This is a genomic window from Pseudomonas sp. M5, from assembly GCF_016907075.1.
In the GTDB taxonomy this organism is placed as follows: Bacteria; Pseudomonadota; Gammaproteobacteria; order Pseudomonadales; family Pseudomonadaceae; genus Aquipseudomonas; species Aquipseudomonas putida_E.
In genome coordinates, this window is the sequence record NZ_JAFBBH010000001.1 from 3210072 (window position 1) to 3230975 (window position 20904).

A 20904-nucleotide genomic window follows, 5' to 3' on the forward strand; every position below is an offset into this window, starting at 1 on the left:
GCCCTGACCAGTCAAGACTCGACCCTCAGCTGGTCCAGGGCTTTTCATTCTGAGGGCACCGAGGTGGGTGGATCAGCACTCGATGCCCATGACTCTTCTCCTGGCGATCCGCATACGGCCTCCTCTAATCAGGTCTTCGCCTTAGCCTTGCACCACCACGGCCCCAGCCGGTCAAGACTCGACCCTCAGCCGGTCCGGGGCTTTCATTTTGAGGGCATCGAGGTGGTGGATTAGCACTCGATGCCCATGACTCTTCTCCTGGCGATCCGCATACGGCCTCCCCTTGCAGGTAATCACCTTAGCCTTGCACCACCACAGCCCCAACTAGTCAAGACTCGACCCTCAGCCGGTCCGGGACTTTTATTTTGAGGGCATCGAGGTGGGTGGATTAGCACTCGATGCCCATGACTCTTCTCCTGGCGATCCGCATACGGCCTCCCCTTGCAGGTCTCTACCTTAGCCTTGCACCACCACGGCCCCAGCCAGTCAAGACTCGACCCCCAACCGGTCCGGAGCTTTCATTTTGAGGGCATCGACGTGGGTGGATTAGCATTCGATGCCCATGACTCTCCTAAGCACTAGCCTTAGACCTCCCCGTACGTTTGGGCTTGGTGGATGGCGCTGGCGGCGGTGGAGCTGGTATGGATGTGTTCGACGCTTGTGTGGAAGCTGCAGCAGCGGCCGCCGCTGCTACCTTCTCTGCTTCCTTGAGTGCCGCCCAATAGGTGCGTGCTGCCTCAACATCGCCAAAGGCACCGATCTCGGGAAGCCGCTCGATGAAGCGGCTATACAACCCATCCTGAACCTTGCCGTGGCTGCGCATCCATTCGACCGCCACGTTTGGGTTGGTGAGCATCACGTAGTGGAATTCACCTGACGCGCCTGGCTTAGTAGTAATGAACTGCAGCTCTCGTAGCTTTTTCATCCGCCGGCGCCAGGTATCCACAGCCCGCTCTCCGAGAAAGCCCGCTTCAGCAGCAAATGTGCTGGGATTCTCAATGGTGATGACCGGATGATCGGGCATACGCGCCCATAGACAAAACAGCACGTGGCCGGCAGGCTGTCCTTTCGAATCAGCATCGATGACTTGCATGGCAATCGGCAACGTCCGGGGAATCGTGCTAAAACCATCGTGGGTTTTGCGCGTCCATTTCCACGCTTCAGGCATGTCGGGGAAGTGCACCTGCATTAATTGCTGGGCACGCTCCGCCATGGTTAAGCGGCGTTTAGCTGACTGTTTTGCGTTGGCCATTTTGCAGCCCTCATTCGATTTCTGTTGGGCTCAGTTTCCCGACATCGGCTGATGATGGCAAACCGTCATTGAGCGCTAATATCACGCATCTCCAAGCACATGAATGAACGATACAAGCTACTCAAATGCATGATATGAGCCTAGCTCAGACAATCGAATTGCGCGATATCGCGCATAAAATGCTTACAACCTACTGAATTTCATAATTTTATTTTTGGTTTTCGGTGCTCGGCGTGCTGAATGTACTCGGCGTGCTCAGTGTCCTCGCCGTGCTGCAGGGTGTAGGGTGTGGGAAGAGGGGCTTCACGATATGGGGTCGGCCTCGATTTTCTTGCTTATGGGTACTCCTAGTAGCGCACTTTGAAGGTTGGGGAGTCTTCTGGCCGCTGCTGACGGCGGTCGTAGATCCGGGTAGTGCTGATATTGGCATGGCCCAGCCAAGCCTGGACCTTAGCAATGTCGGCTTCATGCTCCAGGGCATTTGTGGCCGCGGTCGCACGCAGACCATGCACACCCAAACCCGCGACCTCGATCCCGGCGCATTTCGCATATTTTCCTACCAAGGTGTAGATGCCATTGGCTGTAATGCCGGTGCCGGTTGAGCGTCCCCGCAACGGTACAAACAGCGGCCCCTGGGGCTCGAGCAAGTGATGACCGGACTTTTCTAAATAAGCATGGATTCGCTCGGCGGCCACAGGATGCAGCGGCAAGAAACGCAGCTTTCCACCTTTGCCCAAAATCCGCAGGTGCTTGATACCTCTCCGCTCCTGCAGATCGCTCAGCTGCAGCTGTGCACATTCCTCACGACGCAGGCCGTGATACAGCAGAACAGCGAGAATGGCCCTATCGCGTAGCCCCTTGAGCGAGTCCGCCGATGGCGCATCCAGCAGCGCTTTCGCCTGGTGGTCCCCCAGAGCCGGTGTCTTCCCTTCATTCGTTTCAATCCTGGGCCGCTTGACCCCATGCACTGGATTGCCACCGGCGACAGCATTGCACTCCAGCAGGTGATCGAAAAGGCTGGCCAGCGCGGCTAGCTTGCGACGGATGGTCGCTCCGGCCAGTCCACGCTGCTCGAGCTGAGCACGCCAGGCTAAGACATGCGCCCTGGTGACGACGCGGAACTCATCAGCTTCGGCTAAGCCAACGAAGCGGCAGAAGTCTGCAAGATCACCCTGGTAGGCACGACGCGTACGAGGATTATCGATGTTGGCGAACCACTCGACCGCCGCCGGCACTTCAGCCAGATGCTGGAATTCCGCGGCGGTTAAACGGCGGGCTTGCCGGGTGACAAGTCTCGTCACGTCAAACCCCTCCCCAGTTATTCCGATGAACCTCGCGGCACCGATGCACAACCTGCTCTACAAACGGATTGCGTGAGTTGGCGTGAATCCAACCTTTCTCAAAAGGAGGAAGCGGCCCATCGGTCTCCAGAACGGCGTTCAATTCCAACGAGAGCAAAATCAGCGTTTTGAATGCATTAGGCACCTGATCTGCTTCGAAGGATACCCACCGCTGCCTCATGGCTTTTTCAGCCTTCCCAGCACGGTCCCATTCTGTGGTTTTGTGATGAACAAGCGCGTTACGTGCCGCTACCAGTCCTTTAAGCCCATTAATGGCCGGACCATCTTCGCGAAGGGCTCGACCACACACCAGTCGCGGGATGACGAGCCATTTGCCAACCACATCCAGCTTATCCAGCGTTTTCGCCAGAGTTTCGCCCAGCTGAATGAGCGCAAATTCGTAGGCCGCCGCTTCGAGGGCCATCGCAGAAAACACGATGGTTTTGATCCCGGCCACATTTTTCCTGGCTTCCTGTTGGTCGTAGGCAGTCGAATCGCTAGGCCATTGTGGCTTAGGTATCGGATTACCCTTCTCGTATAAAAAACAGCCGAAAGCCTCTTCCGCAATTTCTGCGTAGGTCTCCACCATGGAATCGACAATGACCCAGCTATCGCGAACCTGGAACGGTTCCCTTGAAGTCATCGATCACGTCCCTCTAATAATTGTTGATAACGTATTTTATCACCAATTTCCGCATCCTATGGATCACATGTGATTTTCCAGCGACATCAACCCAAGAGATAAATCATCGCTTATTCATTTAGCAGTAGACGCCGTGTTCTATACGATACAAATGCTCCATCACCAGCTCATATCCTCGTGGCTCCTCTAGGAGACTGCATGGGGAACGACGACCAAGCCCGATGGCCTTCTCTATGAACCATCTCTCAGAAAGGCGGCGGCTGCCCAGTACCTGTTCCGCATAGAGCAAGACCTCGGCACGCCTACTGATGAATAGCTGGTGCGCTAGACTCCAGCACATACCAGAAACCAGTCTGACAAGCTCAATAACTAGGGGTTTAGCGTTAGATCTAGCTGCCATCCTCATACCCTCGCTCCCCGACCCATGGGACGTCTCCATCCGCTTTATGCGGCAATAGATTAATGCGCGAATATCCTAGGATTTGTCTCCTGGCTCTCAGCCACATACACATCGAGCTCATCACAGAGGCCCTTGCGCTTGACTCCTAATCTAGCTCATTCAGAGCCACCGCAAATCGACTGATTGGTAACCGTCCGGCCAACTCACCTTCCTGACCCCGACGCCAAAGGCGATGGTGTCCACCTAATTTAAGTGGACACCATTTCTAGCCTTTTAAGCGGGTCTTTCCATGCAGTCACAACGCCGTTCCTATTCAAAATACTTCAAGGCCCAAGTTGTCCAAGAGTGCGCCCAGCCCGGCGCATCGATTGGCGGAGCAGGCGCTTCACTCGATTGGCGGGTTGTATGAAGTCGAGCGACACGCCAAGGAAATGAGCGACGAAGACCGCTGGCGATTACGTCAGGAAGCAGCGGTGCCCATCGCTGAAAAACTGTATGAGTGGATGTTGGCCCAACGCGAACTTGTGCCCGAGGGTTCGGCCACGGCCAAGGCCCTGGATTACAGCCTTAAACGCTGGGTAGCGCTGACGCGCTACCTGGAAGATGGTGCTGTGCCCATCGACAATAACCAGATCGAGAATTTGATCCGACCCTGGGCGCTTGGGCGCTCGAACTGGTTATTTGCCGGGTCGCTGCGCAGTGGAAAAAGGGCAGCGGCAATCATGAGCCTGATCCAGTCGGCGCGTATGAATGGGCACGATCCATATGCCTATCTCAAGGATGTGCTGATGCGGCTGCCGACACAGCGGGCGAGCGAAATCACGCAATTACTCCCGCAGCATTGGGTGCTTGCCTGAGACAGACTAAGTGGACTTCGCCAAATAGTCAGCTCAAATGCTGATGGGAATCAACAATTCGGAAGCGACTTTTCTCAGCATGTAGGTTTCGCGCAGAATTGATTGCCCCATCGAAGACTCGTGACGCTGCATGACGGCTTCATTGTGCGTGATGGCTTCATGCAGGTTGATCCAGACAGGCCGCATACCATTAGCGATTTCGTGGCTTTCCATTCTCACGGGCTCTAGCTGGGGCGCTACTTCGCATTGATAAAAATGCGAGGTCATGTGCATCAGGTCGTACTGTGGTTTCCAGTAGGGCCGGTACTCCTCGATGTAACCGTAATGCTGGAGCACCTGTATCTCACGAGCACCAGTCTCTTCCTCAAGCTCACGCTTCAGGCCTGTGACAATGTCCTCATCACCATCAAGGCCGCCTCCAGGAAAGCTGAAGTCGTTATAGCGTTCGGTGAACAGCAACAGGATCTGTTCACCCCGCATCACGATGCCACGTGCTGCATGTCGACGGAATACTCTGCCCTGCTTGGATTTCAGCTCGGGGTGAACAATTTCAGTTATGAGTTGCATGTGGTCTCGTTACGGCAAGATCAGTTGGTCATCGTCCAGGGTGGCCACGGCATTTCCGCAGTTCTGGAAATACTGTGGCCAGAGGAACTGGCTCAGCGAAGCAGCAATACGGGTACGGTGGATGTACGCAGCATCGTCGTGGTCGTGCTGCCTATCAGAAACTGCCTGATGCGTGAGTGCCCGTACGCTCCCATGACCAAAAGGTCAATGCCGTGCTCTGCCTGATACGCATGCAGTGTCGACTCTACTTCGCCTGGGCGGATCTCGGTATGAACCCGCGAGCCAGAAGAGGCAAGCGTGGTTCGTGCTTTCTCCAGCGCGTTCTGGTTGTCTTCAGAATCCGTTCCAACCATGACGATATGAATTGGCAGGCCTTCGCACAGCGGGCTTGAAGCAAGGGTCTGCACAGTCTTGCGGCCTGTCGCGCTGCCGTCAAATGCCACCATGACCGTTTCTGGCTTCTTGAAGTGGCTGGTTGTAATCAAGATGGGACGGTGGATGGTTCGGACTACCGCTTCAATCTGGCTGCCAAGGCTTTGGGCTCTGCGCGTGCTGTCCTCACCGACTCTCCCAATCACCAGTAATCGAATATCCTCTTGCAGGTCGCTCAGGCTCTCGACGAGATGGCCATGGCGCTGCTTCAGATCAGGTGACATGGCGCCAGAGATGACTGTACGCTCGCGAGCTTTTTCAAGCATGTGCTGCCCATGCTCCAAGGCCAGTTTTGCCCGCTGCGCATCCAGCTTAGCCAACTCTTCCAGTAGATGTTCTCTGCTACCGAGACCGATATTGCCACTGAGGTCAGCGGATGCAGGAAATTTCTCCCTATCCAGTACATGAAGCAGGGTCAGGGGAGCGCTGAGTTGTTGCGAGGCCCATGCTGCGTAATCGCAGACCGCCAATGAGGATTGTGAGTTATCAATGCATGCCATTACGTGGGTCATTGTCGTTCTCCTTAGTGGCTCATGAGCTTGTCGATGGCACCGGGTTTGTCATGCACGCCGAAGCGGTCAACGATTGTTGCGCTGGCTTCATTAAGACCGAGCACTTCAACCTCAGCGCCTTCACGGCGGAACTTGATCACGACCTTATCCAGCGCTGCGACGGCGGTGATATCCCAGAAATGCGCCTGTGTGAGATCGATGGTGACCTTGTTGAGCGCTTCCTTGAAGTCAAAAACCTCAGTGAACTTGTCTGCAGAGCTAAAGAACACTTGGCCCACGACGTGGTAAGTCCGATGCGATTTTGACTCTTCCAGAGTGCTCTTGATATCCAGGTAGTGCCCGACCTTGTTTGCGAAGAACAGGGAGGCCAGCAGCACACCTACCAGTACGCCGTAGGCCAGGTTATGAGTGGCCACGACGACCACGACGGTCGCCACCATGACGAGGTTGGTCGACAGCGGATGCTCTTTCAGATTACGCAAAGAATCCCAGCTAAAGGTGCCGATGGACACCATGATCATCACAGCCACGAGTGCCGCCATAGGGATTTTGGAGAGCCATTCGCCAAGAAATACCACCATCAGCAGCAGGAAAACCCCGGCACACAATGTCGAGAGACGGGTGCGGCCACCAGATTTCACGTTGATGATCGACTGGCCGATCATGGCGCAACCTGCCATGCCGCCAAGCATGCCGGCAGCGATGTTGGCCACCCCCTGGCCTTTGCACTCGCGGTTTTTGTTGCTGGTGGTATCGGTAAGGTCGTCGACGATGGTCGCGGTCATCATTGATTCGAGTAGACCCACTACTGCCAACGCAGCCGAATACGGGAAAATGATGCGCAGGGTTTCAAAATTCAGCGGAACTTCAGGCCAGAGGAAGATCGGGAGCGTATCAGGCAGTTGGCCCATGTCACCGACGGTGCGGATATCCAAACCGAGGTAAATGGCGATGGCAGTCAGCGTCAGAATGCACACCAATGGAGAGGGAATCAGCTTGCCGATTTTCGGTACATACGGAAACAGGTAGATGATTCCCAGACCCGCAGCGGTCATGGCATAGACATGCCAGGTGACATTGGTCAGCTCAGGCAATTGCGCCATAAAAATCAGAATCGCCAATGCGTTTACGAAGCCGGTGACTACCGAGCGTGAAACAAAGCGCATCAACGAGCCAAGCTTCAGGTAGCCGGCAAGGATTTGAAGTACGCCACATAGTAGAGTCGCGGCCAGCAGGTACTGGAGTCCATGCTCTCTTACCAGCGTAACCATCAACAGTGCCATGGCGCCTGTCGCCGCCGAGATCATTCCGGGGCGTCCGCCGACAAAGGCGATGACAGCACAGATACAGAAGGAGGCGTAGAGACCGACTTTGGGATCTACCCCGGCGATGATGGAAAAGGCGATGGCTTCCGGGATCAGCGCGAGTGCGACCACCAGTCCCGCAAGCACGTCGCCACGGACGTTGGAAAACCACGTTTGTCTAAGTTTTTGCAGCATAGAAAATATCCAAGGCAAAGCATCGCGCACGCCAAGGGAATGGCGAGCGAATCGATACAAATTCAAATTTTGAGGATTTTTTGCTGTGTGCTTAAGGTGTAAAACCAGGCGTACAGCAGTGCGCACCCGCGAGCGAGGCTAGCGGAAGCAGGGTGTTGCGAGGGGGCGTAGCGCTAAGGCGGCGTAGGCTGCCAGTAGATCGTTTGGAGTACAGTCATACTGATGTTCCTGTAGCTCAAGGGGTATGCGGAGCAGAAGTATACAACGAAGCCATCGTCTATTGCGACCCGCTGCCAAGCTCAGCATGGGCTACGTCAGATACAGGCTTATTCAATGGGTATACCTGCGGCCAAGGCTTTTTTTCCACTCGCTCTTGTTTGAGCTGGCCTGTGTGCTGAGGGGTGAGTTGGCCAGACGGTTACACTGATTGCTCACTCAAGCATGGGTAGCAGGAATTTACGTAGATTTATCTCTCGGCACCCACGCGAAATTTGTACTCACTTCGCTCGTTGCTGCCTGCGCTGCGACAGGCTGATCTATGACTCATGAGCAGCCGGTACCAGTAGCAGCTACATCTCATCCCGTGTCCATCACCGGTCATCTGCCACTAGCGCTGGCTTGAGCTCGAGATGGTACGATTACGGCAATCGAACCGGCAAAACTAATTGAGAAATCTTCTAAAACCCCTTTTAAAAAGGGCTATAGACGAGGGAGCCAACCGGCAAATGGCATTTACACCGTTCATTCGTCAAGACAAAGCCCCAGAGGAGCTGCAGGACCAGGTCGTCCAAATCATGCGGCTCGATGCGGCTCTTCACGCGAAGATTCCTGGCCCATTGCGCGTGCCTATGATGAATCTCCTGCGGGTAGTTAACTCGTACTACAGCAATAAAATCGAGGGGAACTCAACAGTACCGGCAGACATTTTGCGCGCCGAGGACTCCCTACAGGAGCTCAACGGCGCGAAAGACTTACAGGAGATTAAGCGCCACATCGAAGCTCAGCGCCGGCTAAACGATGAACCGATCGACAAGATTGAAGTATGTACGAAAGGTGCAATCTCTCGTTTACACCGCGAATTCTACAACGGCGTACCCAACGAAATGCTGGATATTCAGCTCAACGATCAAGGCGAAACCATCCGTATGGTTCCCGGTGAATTCCGAGAGATTGGGGTTCGCGTTGGCCAGCACATACCACCAACCGTCGAGCAGATGCACTCACACCTCAATGACTTTGAGCGCGTGTACCGTCTGGACTGGATTCATGGCCTTTCACGCTTCTTTGCCGCTGCAGCTTCACACCACCGATTGATGTGGATTCACCCGTTCATGGATGGCAACGGTCGGACCGGCCGGCTATTCACAGACCAGTACCTCAAAGCCGCCGGCCTTGGTGGATACGGGCTATGGTCAATGAGCCGCGGATTCGCCCGCAACGTCGCCGCCTATTACGAGATGCTCAACGCGGCTGACCACCCTCGCAAGGGCGAGCTGGATGGTCGTGGCGAACTCTCGGACAGTGGTCTGTTGCGCTGGACTACTTTCTTCGTCGAGACGGCATTTGATCAGGTGCAGTACTTCAACACACTACTCGAACCGGAAAGGCTCAGCGAACGGATAGACGTATATTTCGAGATGCGGAGTCGTCGCGCGCTTTCTGACAGCAAGGGTGAAGCATTACCTGAATTGCGTATTGAGGCCCGGGATGTCTACAAGACGCTGCTCTACCTAGGCGATCAGCAACGCGCCGATATTCAGGCTCGGTTGGGAGTCGGCGAGCGCACTACACGCAGCCTACTGAGCCAAATGGCAAAAGAGGGTTTGATCACGTTGGACGGTCGCAAGCCGGTATCTCTAAGCCTCTCCCGACATTCGATCGAGTTCCTGTTTCCATATCTGTGGTGAACCAGGCCTGCCTCTATACATCATCCTCCAAGAGATAGCCATGCCGTTAAGTAGCCGAGATAGGAAAAGCGATATCCTCGCTAAGGGCAAGGCCAGAATCCTAGACACGGGAGATTTTCTGACGCCTGAACAGCTAGCCATGCGTTTTTCCAGCCAGTCAACGTTCCCCCCATTAGTCCTAGAAGAATGGAAGAATGAGCATCGTATTTTTTCGATCGAGCAGGATGGCCAGAGCCTGTATCCGGGCTACGCATTTTCCTCCAATGGTGAGCTGCTTATAGGCTTGAAGGATGTACTCACTGTATTGGGTACTACCAAGGAAGGTTGGGTGTTGGCTCTCTGGTTAGGAAGCTCCAACAGCTATCTTGGAGGCGCTCTTCCTCGCGACGAATTGAGCTTAAATCCAGACAGTGTGCTTTCCGCGGCTGTTAACGAGCTTCAGGGCGCTCAACATGGGTAGTCCGCAGCGTTTTTAGTGCGGCCATTCAGACCTAGCTACACGCGTTGCCCACGCTCTTGATACCACCGGATTTTTTGCGGCCGATCTCCCAAGGAAACATCTCCGCAATGGCTGATGCTGATCGTCTGGCGAACTCACCTTCCGAGTCCTCCAGTCAACAAGGAGTGCAGTCTCGCTAGGGTATCGTTGCTGACAAAGAAGGCCTGTAAAGGTGGGCCGTTCCCGCGTCAGTGGAATCCGGCCGTGCCCGCGCAAGGTGTGTTCAGCGTCCACTTGCATGTTAGGCCCATACTCACACGTACCTATGGGCCCGGCCCGCCAGCGATGGGGTGAGCGCGACTAACCTCATCGCTGACGCAACACGGCAATCAAACAGCCGGCTTGACCTGTGCCACCGACGCATCAGTTTGATGTGAATTGACTACCGGGGGAGTTCCCAGCAAAGAACGCAGCCCTGGATAGGAGTAAGCCCAGTTCTTCTTGGCACCCAAGATGCCCATGATCGTCAATACAATCAACGCAATCAGGACAATCGAGTGGGCTATCACCACAGCAAAGTAGCCGGTCATAGACAGGACAAGAAGGTCGGCGAGAAAGAGAACGTTGAAAAACGCCTGTAGGGTGAATGCTTGCTTGCAAGCCCATACTTTCTTTGGGTCTTTAGCATTGAGCGCCCAGCGAATAGCAATAGCTACGGTGCCTATGGGGATGAGGGGATAGAAAAAACTCATCAAGCCAAGCAAGCCAAGCAAGTGAGTGCCAACTGCATGATCCCACTTGCCTAGCTTGCCAAGAAGCCAGGCAGCGCCGCCGATGATCAGTACTGAACCCATGTAACCAGCTACGGCAACAAAAAGGTGGCCGAGGATGTGATCGCCGAAATCGTACCAGAAATGTTGGCTCGAACCATGGGCTTCAACTAGCACTGCCGCGAGGATGCTAGTGAGCAGGCCCCCAAGTATGATGCCTACACGCCCACCCGTAGATTTGACGAAGTAGAGTGCTATCAGGACGATGAGTGCGATTACGCCTGCGCACAACAGGGTAATATTTCCGTATGGTGGCATAACAGTTCCAAACTATTAGTGAGAATGTGAAGGCTGGTGAGGCTAGCCTTGGCTCATTTGCTCCGTGCCTGCAAATGACTCGCCTTTCATCGTCATTCGGAGTGCGGAGGTTACGGTTTCCCAGTGTCCCGTGAGTGGGCAAGGGGAACCGAAGCGCCAAAACAAAAGCGTCATTTTGCCATCATTGACTTGTGGTCGCCATTGATCTCCCTAACTATCCACTCCGCGCGAACCGAATCCGGCCACAGCAGCGGTAGCGGCATCCAGTCGACACTGGACACGGTTGATGGCAACACTGGATACCGTAGCGCCAGGTTGTAGGCATTCCTGAACGACTTGGGCTTTGAACGCTTTCGGATAAGAGCTCCGTTGGCGCATGGAAATCCTGGCGATAAGGGTGATCGCGTCCTCTTAAAAATATGCGGACACCATCGCCCTTAAAGCTGGAATTCGTAAGGTGGGTTCGCCGGTCGCTTAAGCTGATGCGCTCTACCGGTATGTTGTGACCGCAGGGACATCATCATCCCTACCCCGCTTGAAGCTTTCCATCAGAAAATGCAAAGTTCGAGCCGCTGCGGTTCATGAGTACCCGTTTCGCGCAGCGGTTGCTGTTCCCATCTGAGAGGAAAAGATGCGTAAAGTTTTCGTGCTGTCCGTTATGGCAGGGATGCTCGGCGGTTGCGCCCTGCCCCCCAAACCCCCATCACCTTACGAGGCCTACCTGAAACGCGAGACGGCAGTCGTTCCGCTACGACCTTACGTGGCATCGACCAAGGTTCCGATTTACAGCGACTCCTCAAAGCTGCTGGATTTCGCTGACAAGCTAGGCGGGGGCCAAGGCAAATATGAGACGGATGCGGCGTACCAGCAGCGCGTCTCGGCGCTCAACCTGTTTTCAGTTATTTCTACGATCCCCGAGCACAACATCGAATTTGATAAGCAGACCGGTGCCATCAAATTCTCGATGATGCTTCTGCCCAGCGATTGCCCTGGTGCCAAGAATTACAGCTACATGGCCCCAGTATGCTATGGGTTGTGGTTACCTGAAGTCCGCAAGGTAATGGATCACTATGAGGGCCAAAACGGTTACGGTGCCAAGGCAGGCGTAGACGTTATCAAAGTGAAGCGGCCGATGCTGGTCCTGCCCCCAGTCAAACCGCCTTCGGCGGTGCCTATCGCCCGCCTCAACGGTTCTTTGCACATCACTCCGGAGCAACTGGCCAATGAGAGAGACAACCTACGACTCGCTATCAACCTCGAATCGGTCCCCCAGCATCTACGGATGACTACCAATTACTCGCAGGCGACAGTCCAAAACCAGCGCGAGCTTCTGATCGACAACTACATTTTCGACATTAAGATCGCGGGCGTGAGCGTGGTGAACATTAAGACCAATCAGGTCTATTCCGACAAATTCGATATCAGCATCCGCTGACCCTCCCAACCCCGTCCGGTCATGACGCCAGTCTAGCGTCATGACCTCTCCTCGGCTAAAGGTCACCAACGGGTTGTCCCGCTGTTCAAGACCAAAATTGCCCACCTGACAGACTACTGCCTGCAGCAGGAGCGCTGGTTTTCCATCCATTAGGACAAACCGGTGCTAAAAGCACTCGCGGCCGCGGAGGTCTTCGCAAAATCAGCATCCATCGATTCAGTAAGCTCCTTTTTTGCACCATTAAGCTGGCTATGGTGCAAACGGATAGTGATTTTGCCTCATTGCTGCAACCAGTGCTTTTAGGGTGCCCCATTGGGAAATGACAGGGAGATTTTGGGCAGTTTGGAGGTGGCTTATGGGTAGGTTCCAGGCACTCTGTATCAATAGAGCGAGAATCTATTACGCTCTGGGAGGGGTCATGATCGGGCTAATTCAGGCATCTTTGAGGGCTATAGGGGGTGTTTGGGGTGATGTAGGGGTGCTTTGCGGGAATTAGAGGTGTATTCGAAACCCCTGCTTGGGTCAAAAACAGCAAAAATGCTCCCCGAAGCTTGGAAGTGTCTTAAGTAGCGTCGCCCCAAGCATGGAATGGCTATTGGCCACTTGGATCCTGGCACTCCAAAGTCGTGCGCACTGGCTTGCTCATGGGCATTTCTCCGATTAGGTAAGCCCGTCAGGCGGCAATGGAGCACCAACCCCTAACGCTCGAAGCAAAGCGGGTAAAAACACCCCGGCGGCTCCAGTCAGCATTATTTCGTCTGCCGCATCCAATCCAACGTCTTCAAGATTTACATGGATTACGGTAGCCCCGGCAGCGAGGGCCATGTTCGGAATATCAGCAGCCGGCATGACGACGCCGGAGGTACCAACTGAAATCAGCAAGTCACAGTTTTTCACGAGTCGTACCGCTGACCGCCACGCGCCCTCCGGTAGGTTCTCCCGGAACCAGACCACTCCAGGACGAAGTTTTCCATTGCATCGGACACAACGAGGCGGCTCGATCAATTGTCCTTCTTCAGGAATCCCCAGCTGGGCTGGCGTTAGCTTCCCGGGTCGGTGGCAGGCGAAGCACTTGACGTCCATCAGACTGCCATGAAGATGAACAACCTGACTTGAGCCAGCGCGTTCATGCAAGTCATCAATGTTCTGGGTGACAACGGATACCTCCCACCCGGCATTGCTTAGCTGGGGAATGGCAAGATGGGCCGCATTGGGTTTTGCTTGTCCAACCTGGTGTCGTCGCCATAGATACCAGCTCCATATGAGAGCTGGGTTTTCTCGAAAAGCAGCCGCTGTTTCGAGACGCTCAGGGTCGTGCTTGGTCCAAAGTCCCGTCAATTTGTCGCGGAACGTAGGTATTCCGCTTTCTGCGGAGATGCCGGCACCCGTGAAAAAAACAACCTTCTTGGACGCGCGCAAGGCTTCGGTAGCTCTCTGCATGTTGCTCATCTGCGCACCTTGCTTCCACTGGAATCACTCGCTTCCAAGCGTCGGTTTTGAATAGAGGTACTCGTAGGGAGAAAATCGCCCAGCAGCGCCGAATAAGAGACTGGCAGTGAAAAGCTCCATAAACGCTATGGCTTCCTTTTGAGCATAACGCTCGTAATAAGCACGCTGTGTTAAAGGCACCCTAGCGCGATTCTCGAGGCATACCCTGACCATCTGGGCCAGGATGTAGCCGCGGACGTCATATCGGGCGTCCACTGCTTTGAGCACTGTTGCAAAGCATGAGTGGTACACGAGCCTCGGGCCTTCGGGAATTCCAGGTGTCTGCCGGTCTGTCATTTTCACCTCCTGAAATGCCCTTCAGCGGTACGTTACGTTTGGAGGTAGCTGCAGGCAAGCCCGCTTGATCGCCAGATGCCTCCACGTTAAAGGTACGCTGGCGGTACAGTCCCCAGCCTTACCTAATTTGCCTAATCTAGCAAAAACTCCGTATTAACAAGGGCTTAGCCCTGTTGTACCCTGACAGTCCCTAGCCTAGACTTATAAGGCCTCGGGGTGTCATTCGGTGACTCATAATCCTTTGGTCCACGGTTCGAGTCCGTGTGGGCCCACCACCTTCAAAGCCGCGCATTGCGCGGCTTTTTCATGTCCGCTGTGCGCAGAAGGAAATAGCACGCCAGGGCTGTGAGGTAGGGCGCGCAAAAGCTAACAGCACGGGAAACCGATGCAGATGCTGAGCAATACCTGTGTCCTTGTAGCCCCTGAGCCACAAAATCACACTGACCCACGCACTATGTAGCCTATGAGCTACAAAATTTGTCCCGGCGACACTTGTTCGAATGTAGCTTACGGGCTACATTTTACAGCATTACACCTATTTTTGATGCCCAAGGGCTACAAATGACTTCTCTCTACGATGTCTCCGAAATGCTGAAACAGGCGCGTGGTGAGGCGAAGCTGAGCCAGGAAGCGCTGGCCGGACGTGCCGGCGTCTCGCGCACGACCGTGGCACGTATGGAAACACTGGCCAAAGGCGATATGAGTGTTTCAGTGCTGGTTCGCCTGCTGGAAGCGGCCGGCTACGACCTGAAGCTAGTCAAAGCCGGACACCAGCGCACTGTTGAAGACATCCTCAGCGAGCAGCGGTCAGGGAGCGCGTGAGCATGATTCTCGATGTCCACGTCAGCTCAAGGCTGGTGGCCAAGCTCTATCGGGAGCGCGATGAATACGTGCTGAAATACCTGCCAGGCAGCGCAGCGGAAGACTTTGTCAGCCTGACTATGCCGGTTCGCGAAGAAGCATGGCGCTGGCCCCGTGACCTGTTCCCGTTTTTCCGCCAGAACCTGCCCGAAGGGTATTTACTGGGCGTTATCCGCGAAGAGTTCGGCCCGCTGCTTGATGGCACCGACCTGTCGCTGCTGGGCGTGGTGGGTGGCACCGGCATCGGCAGAGTCTCAGTGACGCCTGAAGGCGTCCAGCCTGGCGTCGAGATCGCCCCGCTCGAGATAGAACACCTACTCAAGGCAGAAAACACCAACGAACGCTTTGCCGCACTGGTGCGGCAATACGCGCGGGTAGCCGTGTCGGGGGTCGTGCCAAAGTTCATCTCCAGCGACGCCGCCGAACCTCGGGAGCCGCTGGGTAAACCGACACTGCGCACCGGTTCGCACATCATCAAGGGATCCGACGACACGACCCCTTTTCTAGGCTTCAACGAGTTCTACACCATGCGCGTACTGGCCCGGCTGAATGTCGTGCCTGTCGCCACCTGTCGTATGTCAGAAGACGGCAAAGTCCTGGTAGTGGATCGTTTCGACGTGGACGCGCACGGCATCCCCCGCTACGGAGTCGAAGACGCCTGTGGGCTGCTTGGTTTACCACCACATGAAAAGTACGCCCCCACCACCGAGCGGGTGTGGAAGGCCACGCGGGCCTATATCCCCGCTGATCGTCTGCAGACGCAACGCGAGCATCTAGGCTGGCAGCTGCTGACCAACTACGTGGTACGCAATGCTGATTGCCACGCGAAGAACATCGCGCTGTTTTACACCTCGCGTGCTGACGTGGCCTTTACTCCGGCCTATGACCTGGTGACCACTCAGGCCTACCCGCGCTTCGCCAGCAAGCCACCTGGCCTGTCCGTAAGCGGCAGACAAACCTGGACACCGGGCCGTTCGCTGGAAACCTTTTTCAAAGCCGTCCTAGGTATTCCACCGCGCCAGTATGCCACCATGGTCGAGCAACTCTGCGAGTCCGCCGTAGCGGTCGGTAGAGAAGTGATCGAAGCCGCGAAAAACGAGCCTGCCTGGCGCGATGTGGCCAAACACATGGTGCATGCCTGGAACGAGGGAATGGAGACATTGCGCAGCCCCAAAGCCGCCCCGCACTTTCGCGGCTTGGATACCGCCATTGAAGACGCCGGCTTCTCCGGGCCGCGCAAACCACAATGCAGCCGAGAGGTGATTGGCCGCTCTGAGTTGCTGGCAAAGAAGCGCTGAATTCATGGCGCAGGGCCAATGGCTGCAGATCCCCCCGAAGCTGTGCGCTAAGACGCCACAGTGAGCTGATTGGCCTTAACTATTCGACTCACTAAATGAGCCGAATACGGCCAATAAATATCATCGCGCCTTTACGCCAGATTTCGGTACTATTTGGTTAACTCAGGATTGCTGAAGGTTGGAAAATGGAATTCACCCCCGTCATTGCGCAAGTCTAAGGCATGCTGATCTGGTTTACTCCAGCAGCACTGTTGATCGGTCTACTCAAATCGCCCTGGAACAAGGGCCATATTGGCGAACTCCTGGTGCGACTGTTTACCCATTGGCAGCTCGATCAGCAGACCCACCGCCGCCTGCACAACGTCACCCTGAGCACACCCGACGGCATCACACAGATCGACCACATATTCCTTTCGCCCTACGGCATCTCGTGCTGGAAACGAAGAACATGAGCGGCTGGATCTTCGGCAGCGAAAATCAGGCACAGTGGACGCAAAAATTCCCCAAGCACACCTTCAGATTCCAGAACCCGCTGCGACAGAACTAGCATCAGGAGAGCTCCACGGTGATCCCCATAATCAAAAAAATAAAAAACGCTATATACACCTTAACATCTACGTTTGTGGGCTGCTGGGCTGGAACGCTGTATGCTGTACAAGTTTCTCTTTCCAGCATGGATTCAGTAAAAATAAAGAGCCGCGAAGACCAACTATCAACAATTAGATCAACATTAAATAATATAGAAGATGTACTTTATTTGATTCCGACATTCTTACTAGCATCAGGGGCACTACACATCCTTCATCTTTTCTTAATAAGTAGAAGTCGCATTCTTAACAGCCAAAACAAAGCCCTCCACCTCAAAGATGAAAGACTAAGCTTTATTTCATGGGTCACATTCACACTAGCAGGAGCAGCGCTATCCTCTTACTTTTCTGCAAGCTCAACCAATATAGAGCTAATAAAACAAGCAGCCATGACAGGCATATTTTTTATATGCGCCATCATTGCTGCAGCACTCACAATTGGACAGTATTTCGTTGACTTAGCCAGCGCAAAAAAACAAGCAACGGAACCTAGTAAAAACAACTGAAATACTTGTCATCCTCCCTGCGCCTGGAGTCGCAATGTTCGTCGCTACTGACGACCAGTTTAATGAGCCGATCCTGCGCTACCTGTCCGCCACGACCGAAGGCGCGACAGCACGTGTCGCCCATGAAGCAGCTGCTGATGCGCTGAACCTGTCGGAAGCAAAGCGCCAAGAGCTATCTGGTGCTCTTCGGCGAGCCAGGCAAAAACTGCGAACGCGGTCCTACTATCGGCTCATCAAATGAGCGGAATAAGCTAGTTAATCGGCTCAAAGAAAGCAGCTGCCATGAACGACCCCGGTCTGGATCTAAACGAGAATTGGCAATGACCCCACATTTCTTGGTACTCAAGCCCACCCGAATTCACTGGTTCTGACGTTTCTAGATGCACCATAATCCCGGTTCCAGCCCGTCTGGCCCGCCCAATTCAACAAAGCCGCGCGATTGCGCGGCTTTCTTCATTTTCAGGCTCTCAAGAATCCTGCCGTGGCTGTAGATTCCGCTGGCGCGGGTTGTAGAAGGTGCTATCGGGAGGAATGTCTCGGGTCACCAGAGACATGGCCCCAATGACCACGTTGTTGCCGATGCTGATGTGGTCAGCAACGATGCAGCTATTGGCACCGAGGCTGACGTTCTCGCCTATGCACAGCGAGTAATGGTCCAGGCCAAGGGTCTTGATCCCGACCGAGCAATTCTGCCGTATGAAAAAGTTACGCCCGATGCTTGCGTGGCGAGTGATCACCACGCCTGGCAGATGGGCGATACGAAGGCCGGGAGCTATTTGCGCGCCGATGTCGATGTCCACGGCGTACTTGAGATTGAGCCGCTGCTGCATGCCGCGGGCGTATCGCCTGCTCAGGCCGCCGCGGGCATCAAGGTACTGCGCCAGGCGGTAGGCGAAAAGAAAGCGCAGCTTGTTGTCCTTGCGCGCACGTCGCAGCACGTTGAAGAACAGGCTGGTACGGCGCCCGGGCTTTTTCTTGTTGGAGACTTCCTGCCGCCAGCATTCCAGCAAAGTTTCGAAGTTCACACGGTGAGTCCACTAAAGTCTGCCAATTATCATGCCGCAATTAAGTCAGCCACGCAGCAGCACTTTGCCTTGCCCTGATTGCCGCTGCGTGGCTAGGCTAGCAAGCCCACTGTAGAGACTCGCCATGTCGAATCCCCGCCCAATCGCCCTCGATGAAATCGATCACCAACTGATCGCCCTGCTGCAGATCAATGCCCGCGAAAGCGTCGCCACCCTTGCCCGCCATCTGGGTATCGCTCGCACCACCGTCAACTCGCGCCTGGCGCGGCTGGAGAAGGGAAAAGTCATCACCGGGTACGGCGTGCGACTGGGCCAGCGCCTGGTCGATGGCGGCCTGCAAGCCTATGTCGGGATAAAGGTGCAACCGCGCTCCGGCAAGGACGTGGTGCGGCGCCTGGCTGCCATGGGGCAAGTGCAGCAATTGTGCGCGGTCAGCGGTGAGTTCGATTACGTAGCGTGGCTGCGCAGCGATTCGCCAGAACAACTGGACCAGCTGCTGGACCAGATCGGCAGCGTCGAGGGCGTGGAGAAGACCACCACCTCGATCATCCTCAGCAGCAAAGTGGACCGCGGCCAGCCCTTCTAGATGACAGCGGTACAGTTGCCGAGCAAAAAACGTCACAAGTATTTATAGTCATGTCGTTATGACGAAAAAAAAGCCAATACGACGGCGTTTTGCATCTTAATTACGAACACCCCGCTCCCTAAAATGACCACCAGGCATCTCCTATACTCAGGCTCCGCCCCTGCGCAGCCGCTCTGGCAAGGTCACAGCAATGAACAAGAAAAACCGCCACCCGGCCGACGGCAAGAAACCCATCACCATCTTCGGCCCGGACTTCCCGTTCGGCTTCGACGACTGGCTGGAGCACCCGGCTGGGCTGGGCAGTATTCCGGCTGATCGCCACGGTGCGGAAGTCGCTATCGTCGGTGCCGGCATCGCAGGCCTGGTGGCGGCCTACGAGCTGATGAAGCTGGGGCTCAAGCCTGTGGTGTATGAGGCCTCGAAAATGGGTGGCCGACTGCGCTCGCAGGCCTTCAACGGCACCGACGGGGTCATCGCCGAGCTCGGCGGCATGCGCTTTCCGGTGTCCTCCACCGCCTTCTACCACTATGTGGACAAGCTGGGCCTGGAAACCAAGCCCTTCCCCAACCCGCTGACACCGGCATCCGGCAGCACGGTGATCGACCTGGAAGGCCAGACCTACTACGCCGAAAAAGTCAGCGATTTGCCCAAACTGTTCCATGAGGTGGCCGATGCCTGGGCCGACGCGCTGGAAAGCGGCGCGCAGTTCGCCGATATCCAGCAGGCGATCCGCGATCGTGATGTTCCGCGCCTCAAAGCGCTGTGGAACAAGCTGGTACCGCTGTGGGACGACCGCACCTTCTACGACTTCGTCGCCACCTCGCGCTCGTTCGCCCAACTGAGCTTCCAGCACCGTGAGGTGTTCGGCCAGGTCGGCTTCGGCACAGGCGGCTGGGACTCGGACTTCCCCAACTCGATGCTGGAAATCTTCCGTGTGGTGATGACCAACTGCGACGACCACCAGCACCTGATCGTCGGCGGTGTGGAGCAGGTACCGCAGGGCATCTGGCGCCATGTACCTGAGCGCTGCGCCCACTGGCCCGAGGGCACCAGCCTGAGCGCGCTGCATGGCGGCGCACCACGCACCGGGGTAAAGCGCATCGCCCGCGCAGCCGACGGGCGCCTGGCCGTCACCGACAACTGGGGCGACACCCGCCACTACGGCGCCGTGCTCGCCACCTGCCAGAGCTGGCTGCTGACCACCCAGATCGATTGTGAAGAATCACTGTTCTCGCAAAAGATGTGGATGGCCCTGGACCGTACCCGATACATGCAGTCGTCGAAAACCTTCGTCATGGTCGATCGCCCGTTCTGGAAGGACAAAGACCCGCAAACCGGCCGCGACCTGATGAGCATGACCCTCACTGATCGGCTGACCCGCGGCACCTACCTGTTCGATAACGGCGACGACAAGCCCGGCGTGATCTGCCTGTCCTACGCCTGGATGAGCGACGCCCTGAAGATGCTCCCGCACCCAGTGGAAAAACGCGTGCAACTGGCCCTGGATGCACTGAAGAAGATCTACCCCAAGACCGATATCGCCGGGCATATCATCGGCGACCCGATCACCATTTCCTGGGAGGCCGACCCGCACTTCCTCGGTGCCTTCAAGGGCGCACTGCCTGGCCACTATCGCTACAACCAACGGATGTACGCGCACTTCATGCAGCAGGACATGCCAATGGAGCAGCGCGGGATGTTCATTGCCGGCGATGACGTGTCGTGGACCCCGGCCTGGGTCGAGGGGGCAGTGCAGACTTCGCTGAATGCGGTGTGGGGTATCATGAACCACTTCGGTGGCCAGACCCATCCGGACAATCCAGGCCCAGGCGACGTGTTCGACGAGATCGGGCCGATCGCCCTGGCAGACTGAGACAAGGAGGCA

At 55.6% G+C, this 20904-nt stretch carries 18 protein-coding genes and 2 pseudogenes; 11 read left to right on the forward strand and 9 right to left on the reverse strand.

Annotated features, from left to right (window positions below; genetic code table 11):
- Positions 1–571: 571 nt before the first annotated feature.
- The 3 genes from JOE27_RS14690 to JOE27_RS14700 all read right to left on the reverse strand — a co-directional run bounded on the left by JOE27_RS14690 (position 572) and on the right by JOE27_RS14700 (position 3235).
- Positions 572–1252 (reverse strand): hypothetical protein, encoded by a 681-nt coding sequence (locus JOE27_RS14690; RefSeq protein WP_204919054.1) that lies wholly within the window; start codon positions 1250–1252, stop codon positions 572–574.
- A 347-nt stretch (positions 1253–1599) separates the two neighbouring features.
- Complete coding sequence (locus JOE27_RS14695; protein WP_204919058.1) at positions 1600–2553, reverse strand: tyrosine-type recombinase/integrase; 954 nt, start codon at positions 2551–2553, stop codon at positions 1600–1602.
- A 1-nt stretch (position 2554) separates the two neighbouring features.
- The gene (locus JOE27_RS14700) at positions 2555–3235 is read right to left on the reverse strand and encodes a hypothetical protein (RefSeq protein WP_204919060.1); all 681 of its coding nucleotides are present in this window, start codon (positions 3233–3235) and stop codon (positions 2555–2557) included.
- 765 nt (positions 3236–4000) lie between these two features.
- Here JOE27_RS14700 and JOE27_RS14710 point away from each other — a divergent pair.
- Positions 4001–4492: pseudogene (locus tag JOE27_RS14710) on the forward strand (transposase); the annotation flags it as partial.
- Between the two features lie 33 nt (positions 4493–4525).
- Here JOE27_RS14710 and JOE27_RS14715 read toward each other — a convergent pair.
- The 3 genes from JOE27_RS14715 to JOE27_RS14725 all read right to left on the reverse strand — a co-directional run bounded on the left by JOE27_RS14715 (position 4526) and on the right by JOE27_RS14725 (position 7502).
- Positions 4526–5059, reverse strand: a complete 534-nt coding sequence (locus tag JOE27_RS14715) for an NUDIX domain-containing protein (protein WP_204919064.1) — start codon at positions 5057–5059, stop codon at positions 4526–4528.
- Positions 5060–5151: 92 nt separating this feature from the next.
- A complete protein-coding gene (locus JOE27_RS14720; RefSeq protein WP_103470043.1) occupies positions 5152–6003 on the reverse strand; it encodes a universal stress protein in 852 nt (283 codons plus the stop codon).
- An 11-nt stretch (positions 6004–6014) separates the two neighbouring features.
- The gene (locus tag JOE27_RS14725; RefSeq protein WP_034133707.1) at positions 6015–7502 is read right to left on the reverse strand and encodes a SulP family inorganic anion transporter; all 1488 of its coding nucleotides are present in this window, start codon (positions 7500–7502) and stop codon (positions 6015–6017) included.
- A 725-nt stretch (positions 7503–8227) separates the two neighbouring features.
- Here JOE27_RS14725 and JOE27_RS14730 point away from each other — a divergent pair.
- Together JOE27_RS14730 and JOE27_RS14735 are read left to right on the forward strand one after the other, a co-directional pair.
- A complete protein-coding gene (locus JOE27_RS14730) occupies positions 8228–9409 on the forward strand; it encodes a Fic family protein (protein ID WP_197888805.1) in 1182 nt (393 codons plus the stop codon).
- A gap of 40 nt (positions 9410–9449) precedes the next feature.
- Positions 9450–9869, forward strand: a complete 420-nt coding sequence (locus JOE27_RS14735; protein ID WP_204919067.1) for a hypothetical protein — start codon at positions 9450–9452, stop codon at positions 9867–9869.
- Between the two features lie 368 nt (positions 9870–10237).
- On the opposite strand, the gene JOE27_RS14740 is transcribed toward JOE27_RS14735, so the two are convergent.
- On the reverse strand, positions 10238–10936 hold the full coding sequence (locus JOE27_RS14740; RefSeq protein ID WP_204919069.1) for a hypothetical protein: 699 nt from the start codon (positions 10934–10936) through the stop codon (positions 10238–10240).
- A gap of 631 nt (positions 10937–11567) precedes the next feature.
- Here JOE27_RS14740 and JOE27_RS14750 point away from each other — a divergent pair.
- Complete coding sequence (locus tag JOE27_RS14750; protein ID WP_204919073.1) at positions 11568–12371, forward strand: hypothetical protein; 804 nt, start codon at positions 11568–11570, stop codon at positions 12369–12371.
- Positions 12372–13031: 660 nt separating this feature from the next.
- On the opposite strand, the gene JOE27_RS14755 is transcribed toward JOE27_RS14750, so the two are convergent.
- Positions 13032–13820 (reverse strand): NAD-dependent deacylase, encoded by a 789-nt coding sequence (locus JOE27_RS14755; protein WP_204919075.1) that lies wholly within the window; start codon positions 13818–13820, stop codon positions 13032–13034.
- Positions 13821–14717: 897 nt separating this feature from the next.
- Between JOE27_RS14755 and JOE27_RS14760 the strand changes: the two genes are divergently transcribed.
- The 5 genes and pseudogenes from JOE27_RS14760 to JOE27_RS14785 all read left to right on the forward strand — a co-directional run bounded on the left by JOE27_RS14760 (position 14718) and on the right by JOE27_RS14785 (position 17649).
- Positions 14718–14978, forward strand: coding sequence for a helix-turn-helix transcriptional regulator (locus JOE27_RS14760; RefSeq protein WP_115273038.1), 261 nt, complete (start codon positions 14718–14720; stop codon positions 14976–14978).
- A gap of 2 nt (positions 14979–14980) precedes the next feature.
- The gene (locus tag JOE27_RS14765) at positions 14981–16315 is read left to right on the forward strand and encodes a type II toxin-antitoxin system HipA family toxin (protein ID WP_204919077.1); all 1335 of its coding nucleotides are present in this window, start codon (positions 14981–14983) and stop codon (positions 16313–16315) included.
- Positions 16316–16536: 221 nt separating this feature from the next.
- Positions 16537–16859 (forward strand): annotated as a pseudogene (locus tag JOE27_RS14770) (nuclease-related domain-containing protein); the annotation flags it as partial.
- Positions 16860–16880: 21 nt separating this feature from the next.
- Positions 16881–17408 carry a hypothetical protein gene (locus tag JOE27_RS14780; protein WP_147405229.1) on the forward strand — a complete coding sequence of 176 codons (528 nt, stop codon included), beginning with the start codon at positions 16881–16883 and terminating at the stop codon, positions 17406–17408.
- 34 nt (positions 17409–17442) lie between these two features.
- Complete coding sequence (locus JOE27_RS14785) at positions 17443–17649, forward strand: hypothetical protein (protein ID WP_182445226.1); 207 nt, start codon at positions 17443–17445, stop codon at positions 17647–17649.
- Between the two features lie 226 nt (positions 17650–17875).
- On the opposite strand, the gene JOE27_RS14790 is transcribed toward JOE27_RS14785, so the two are convergent.
- On the reverse strand, positions 17876–18433 hold the full coding sequence (locus JOE27_RS14790) for a serine acetyltransferase (protein WP_046787563.1): 558 nt from the start codon (positions 18431–18433) through the stop codon (positions 17876–17878).
- Between the two features lie 124 nt (positions 18434–18557).
- Between JOE27_RS14790 and JOE27_RS14795 the strand changes: the two genes are divergently transcribed.
- Together JOE27_RS14795 and JOE27_RS14800 are read left to right on the forward strand one after the other, a co-directional pair.
- Positions 18558–19019 carry an Lrp/AsnC family transcriptional regulator gene (locus JOE27_RS14795; protein WP_115273044.1) on the forward strand — a complete coding sequence of 154 codons (462 nt, stop codon included), beginning with the start codon at positions 18558–18560 and terminating at the stop codon, positions 19017–19019.
- A 190-nt stretch (positions 19020–19209) separates the two neighbouring features.
- On the forward strand, positions 19210–20892 hold the full coding sequence (locus tag JOE27_RS14800) for an NAD(P)/FAD-dependent oxidoreductase (RefSeq protein WP_125924622.1): 1683 nt from the start codon (positions 19210–19212) through the stop codon (positions 20890–20892).
- Positions 20893–20904: the final 12 nt, after the last annotated feature.

Excerpts from the sequence above, each read along its gene's own strand:
- JOE27_RS14800 (WP_125924622.1), top strand. The coding sequence starts at position 19,210 with ATGAACAAGAAAAACCGCCACCCGGCCGACGGCAAGAAACCCATCACC.
- JOE27_RS14765 (WP_204919077.1), top strand. The coding sequence starts at position 14,981 with ATGATTCTCGATGTCCACGTCAGCTCAAGGCTGGTGGCCAAGCTCTAT.
- JOE27_RS14730 (WP_197888805.1), top strand. The coding sequence starts at position 8,228 with ATGGCATTTACACCGTTCATTCGTCAAGACAAAGCCCCAGAGGAGCTG.
- JOE27_RS14740 (WP_204919069.1), bottom strand. The coding sequence starts at position 10,936 with ATGCCACCATACGGAAATATTACCCTGTTGTGCGCAGGCGTAATCGCA.
- JOE27_RS14760 (WP_115273038.1), top strand. The coding sequence starts at position 14,718 with ATGACTTCTCTCTACGATGTCTCCGAAATGCTGAAACAGGCGCGTGGT.
- JOE27_RS14720 (WP_103470043.1), bottom strand. The coding sequence starts at position 6,003 with ATGACCCACGTAATGGCATGCATTGATAACTCACAATCCTCATTGGCG.
- JOE27_RS14715 (WP_204919064.1), bottom strand. The coding sequence starts at position 5,059 with ATGCAACTCATAACTGAAATTGTTCACCCCGAGCTGAAATCCAAGCAG.
- JOE27_RS14755 (WP_204919075.1), bottom strand. The coding sequence starts at position 13,820 with ATGAGCAACATGCAGAGAGCTACCGAAGCCTTGCGCGCGTCCAAGAAG.
- JOE27_RS14795 (WP_115273044.1), top strand. The coding sequence starts at position 18,558 with ATGTCGAATCCCCGCCCAATCGCCCTCGATGAAATCGATCACCAACTG.
- JOE27_RS14690 (WP_204919054.1), bottom strand. The coding sequence starts at position 1,252 with ATGGCCAACGCAAAACAGTCAGCTAAACGCCGCTTAACCATGGCGGAG.
- JOE27_RS14750 (WP_204919073.1), top strand. The coding sequence starts at position 11,568 with ATGCGTAAAGTTTTCGTGCTGTCCGTTATGGCAGGGATGCTCGGCGGT.
- JOE27_RS14725 (WP_034133707.1), bottom strand. The coding sequence starts at position 7,502 with ATGCTGCAAAAACTTAGACAAACGTGGTTTTCCAACGTCCGTGGCGAC.
- JOE27_RS14785 (WP_182445226.1), top strand. The coding sequence starts at position 17,443 with ATGTTCGTCGCTACTGACGACCAGTTTAATGAGCCGATCCTGCGCTAC.
- JOE27_RS14735 (WP_204919067.1), top strand. The coding sequence starts at position 9,450 with ATGCCGTTAAGTAGCCGAGATAGGAAAAGCGATATCCTCGCTAAGGGC.
- JOE27_RS14700 (WP_204919060.1), bottom strand. The coding sequence starts at position 3,235 with ATGACTTCAAGGGAACCGTTCCAGGTTCGCGATAGCTGGGTCATTGTC.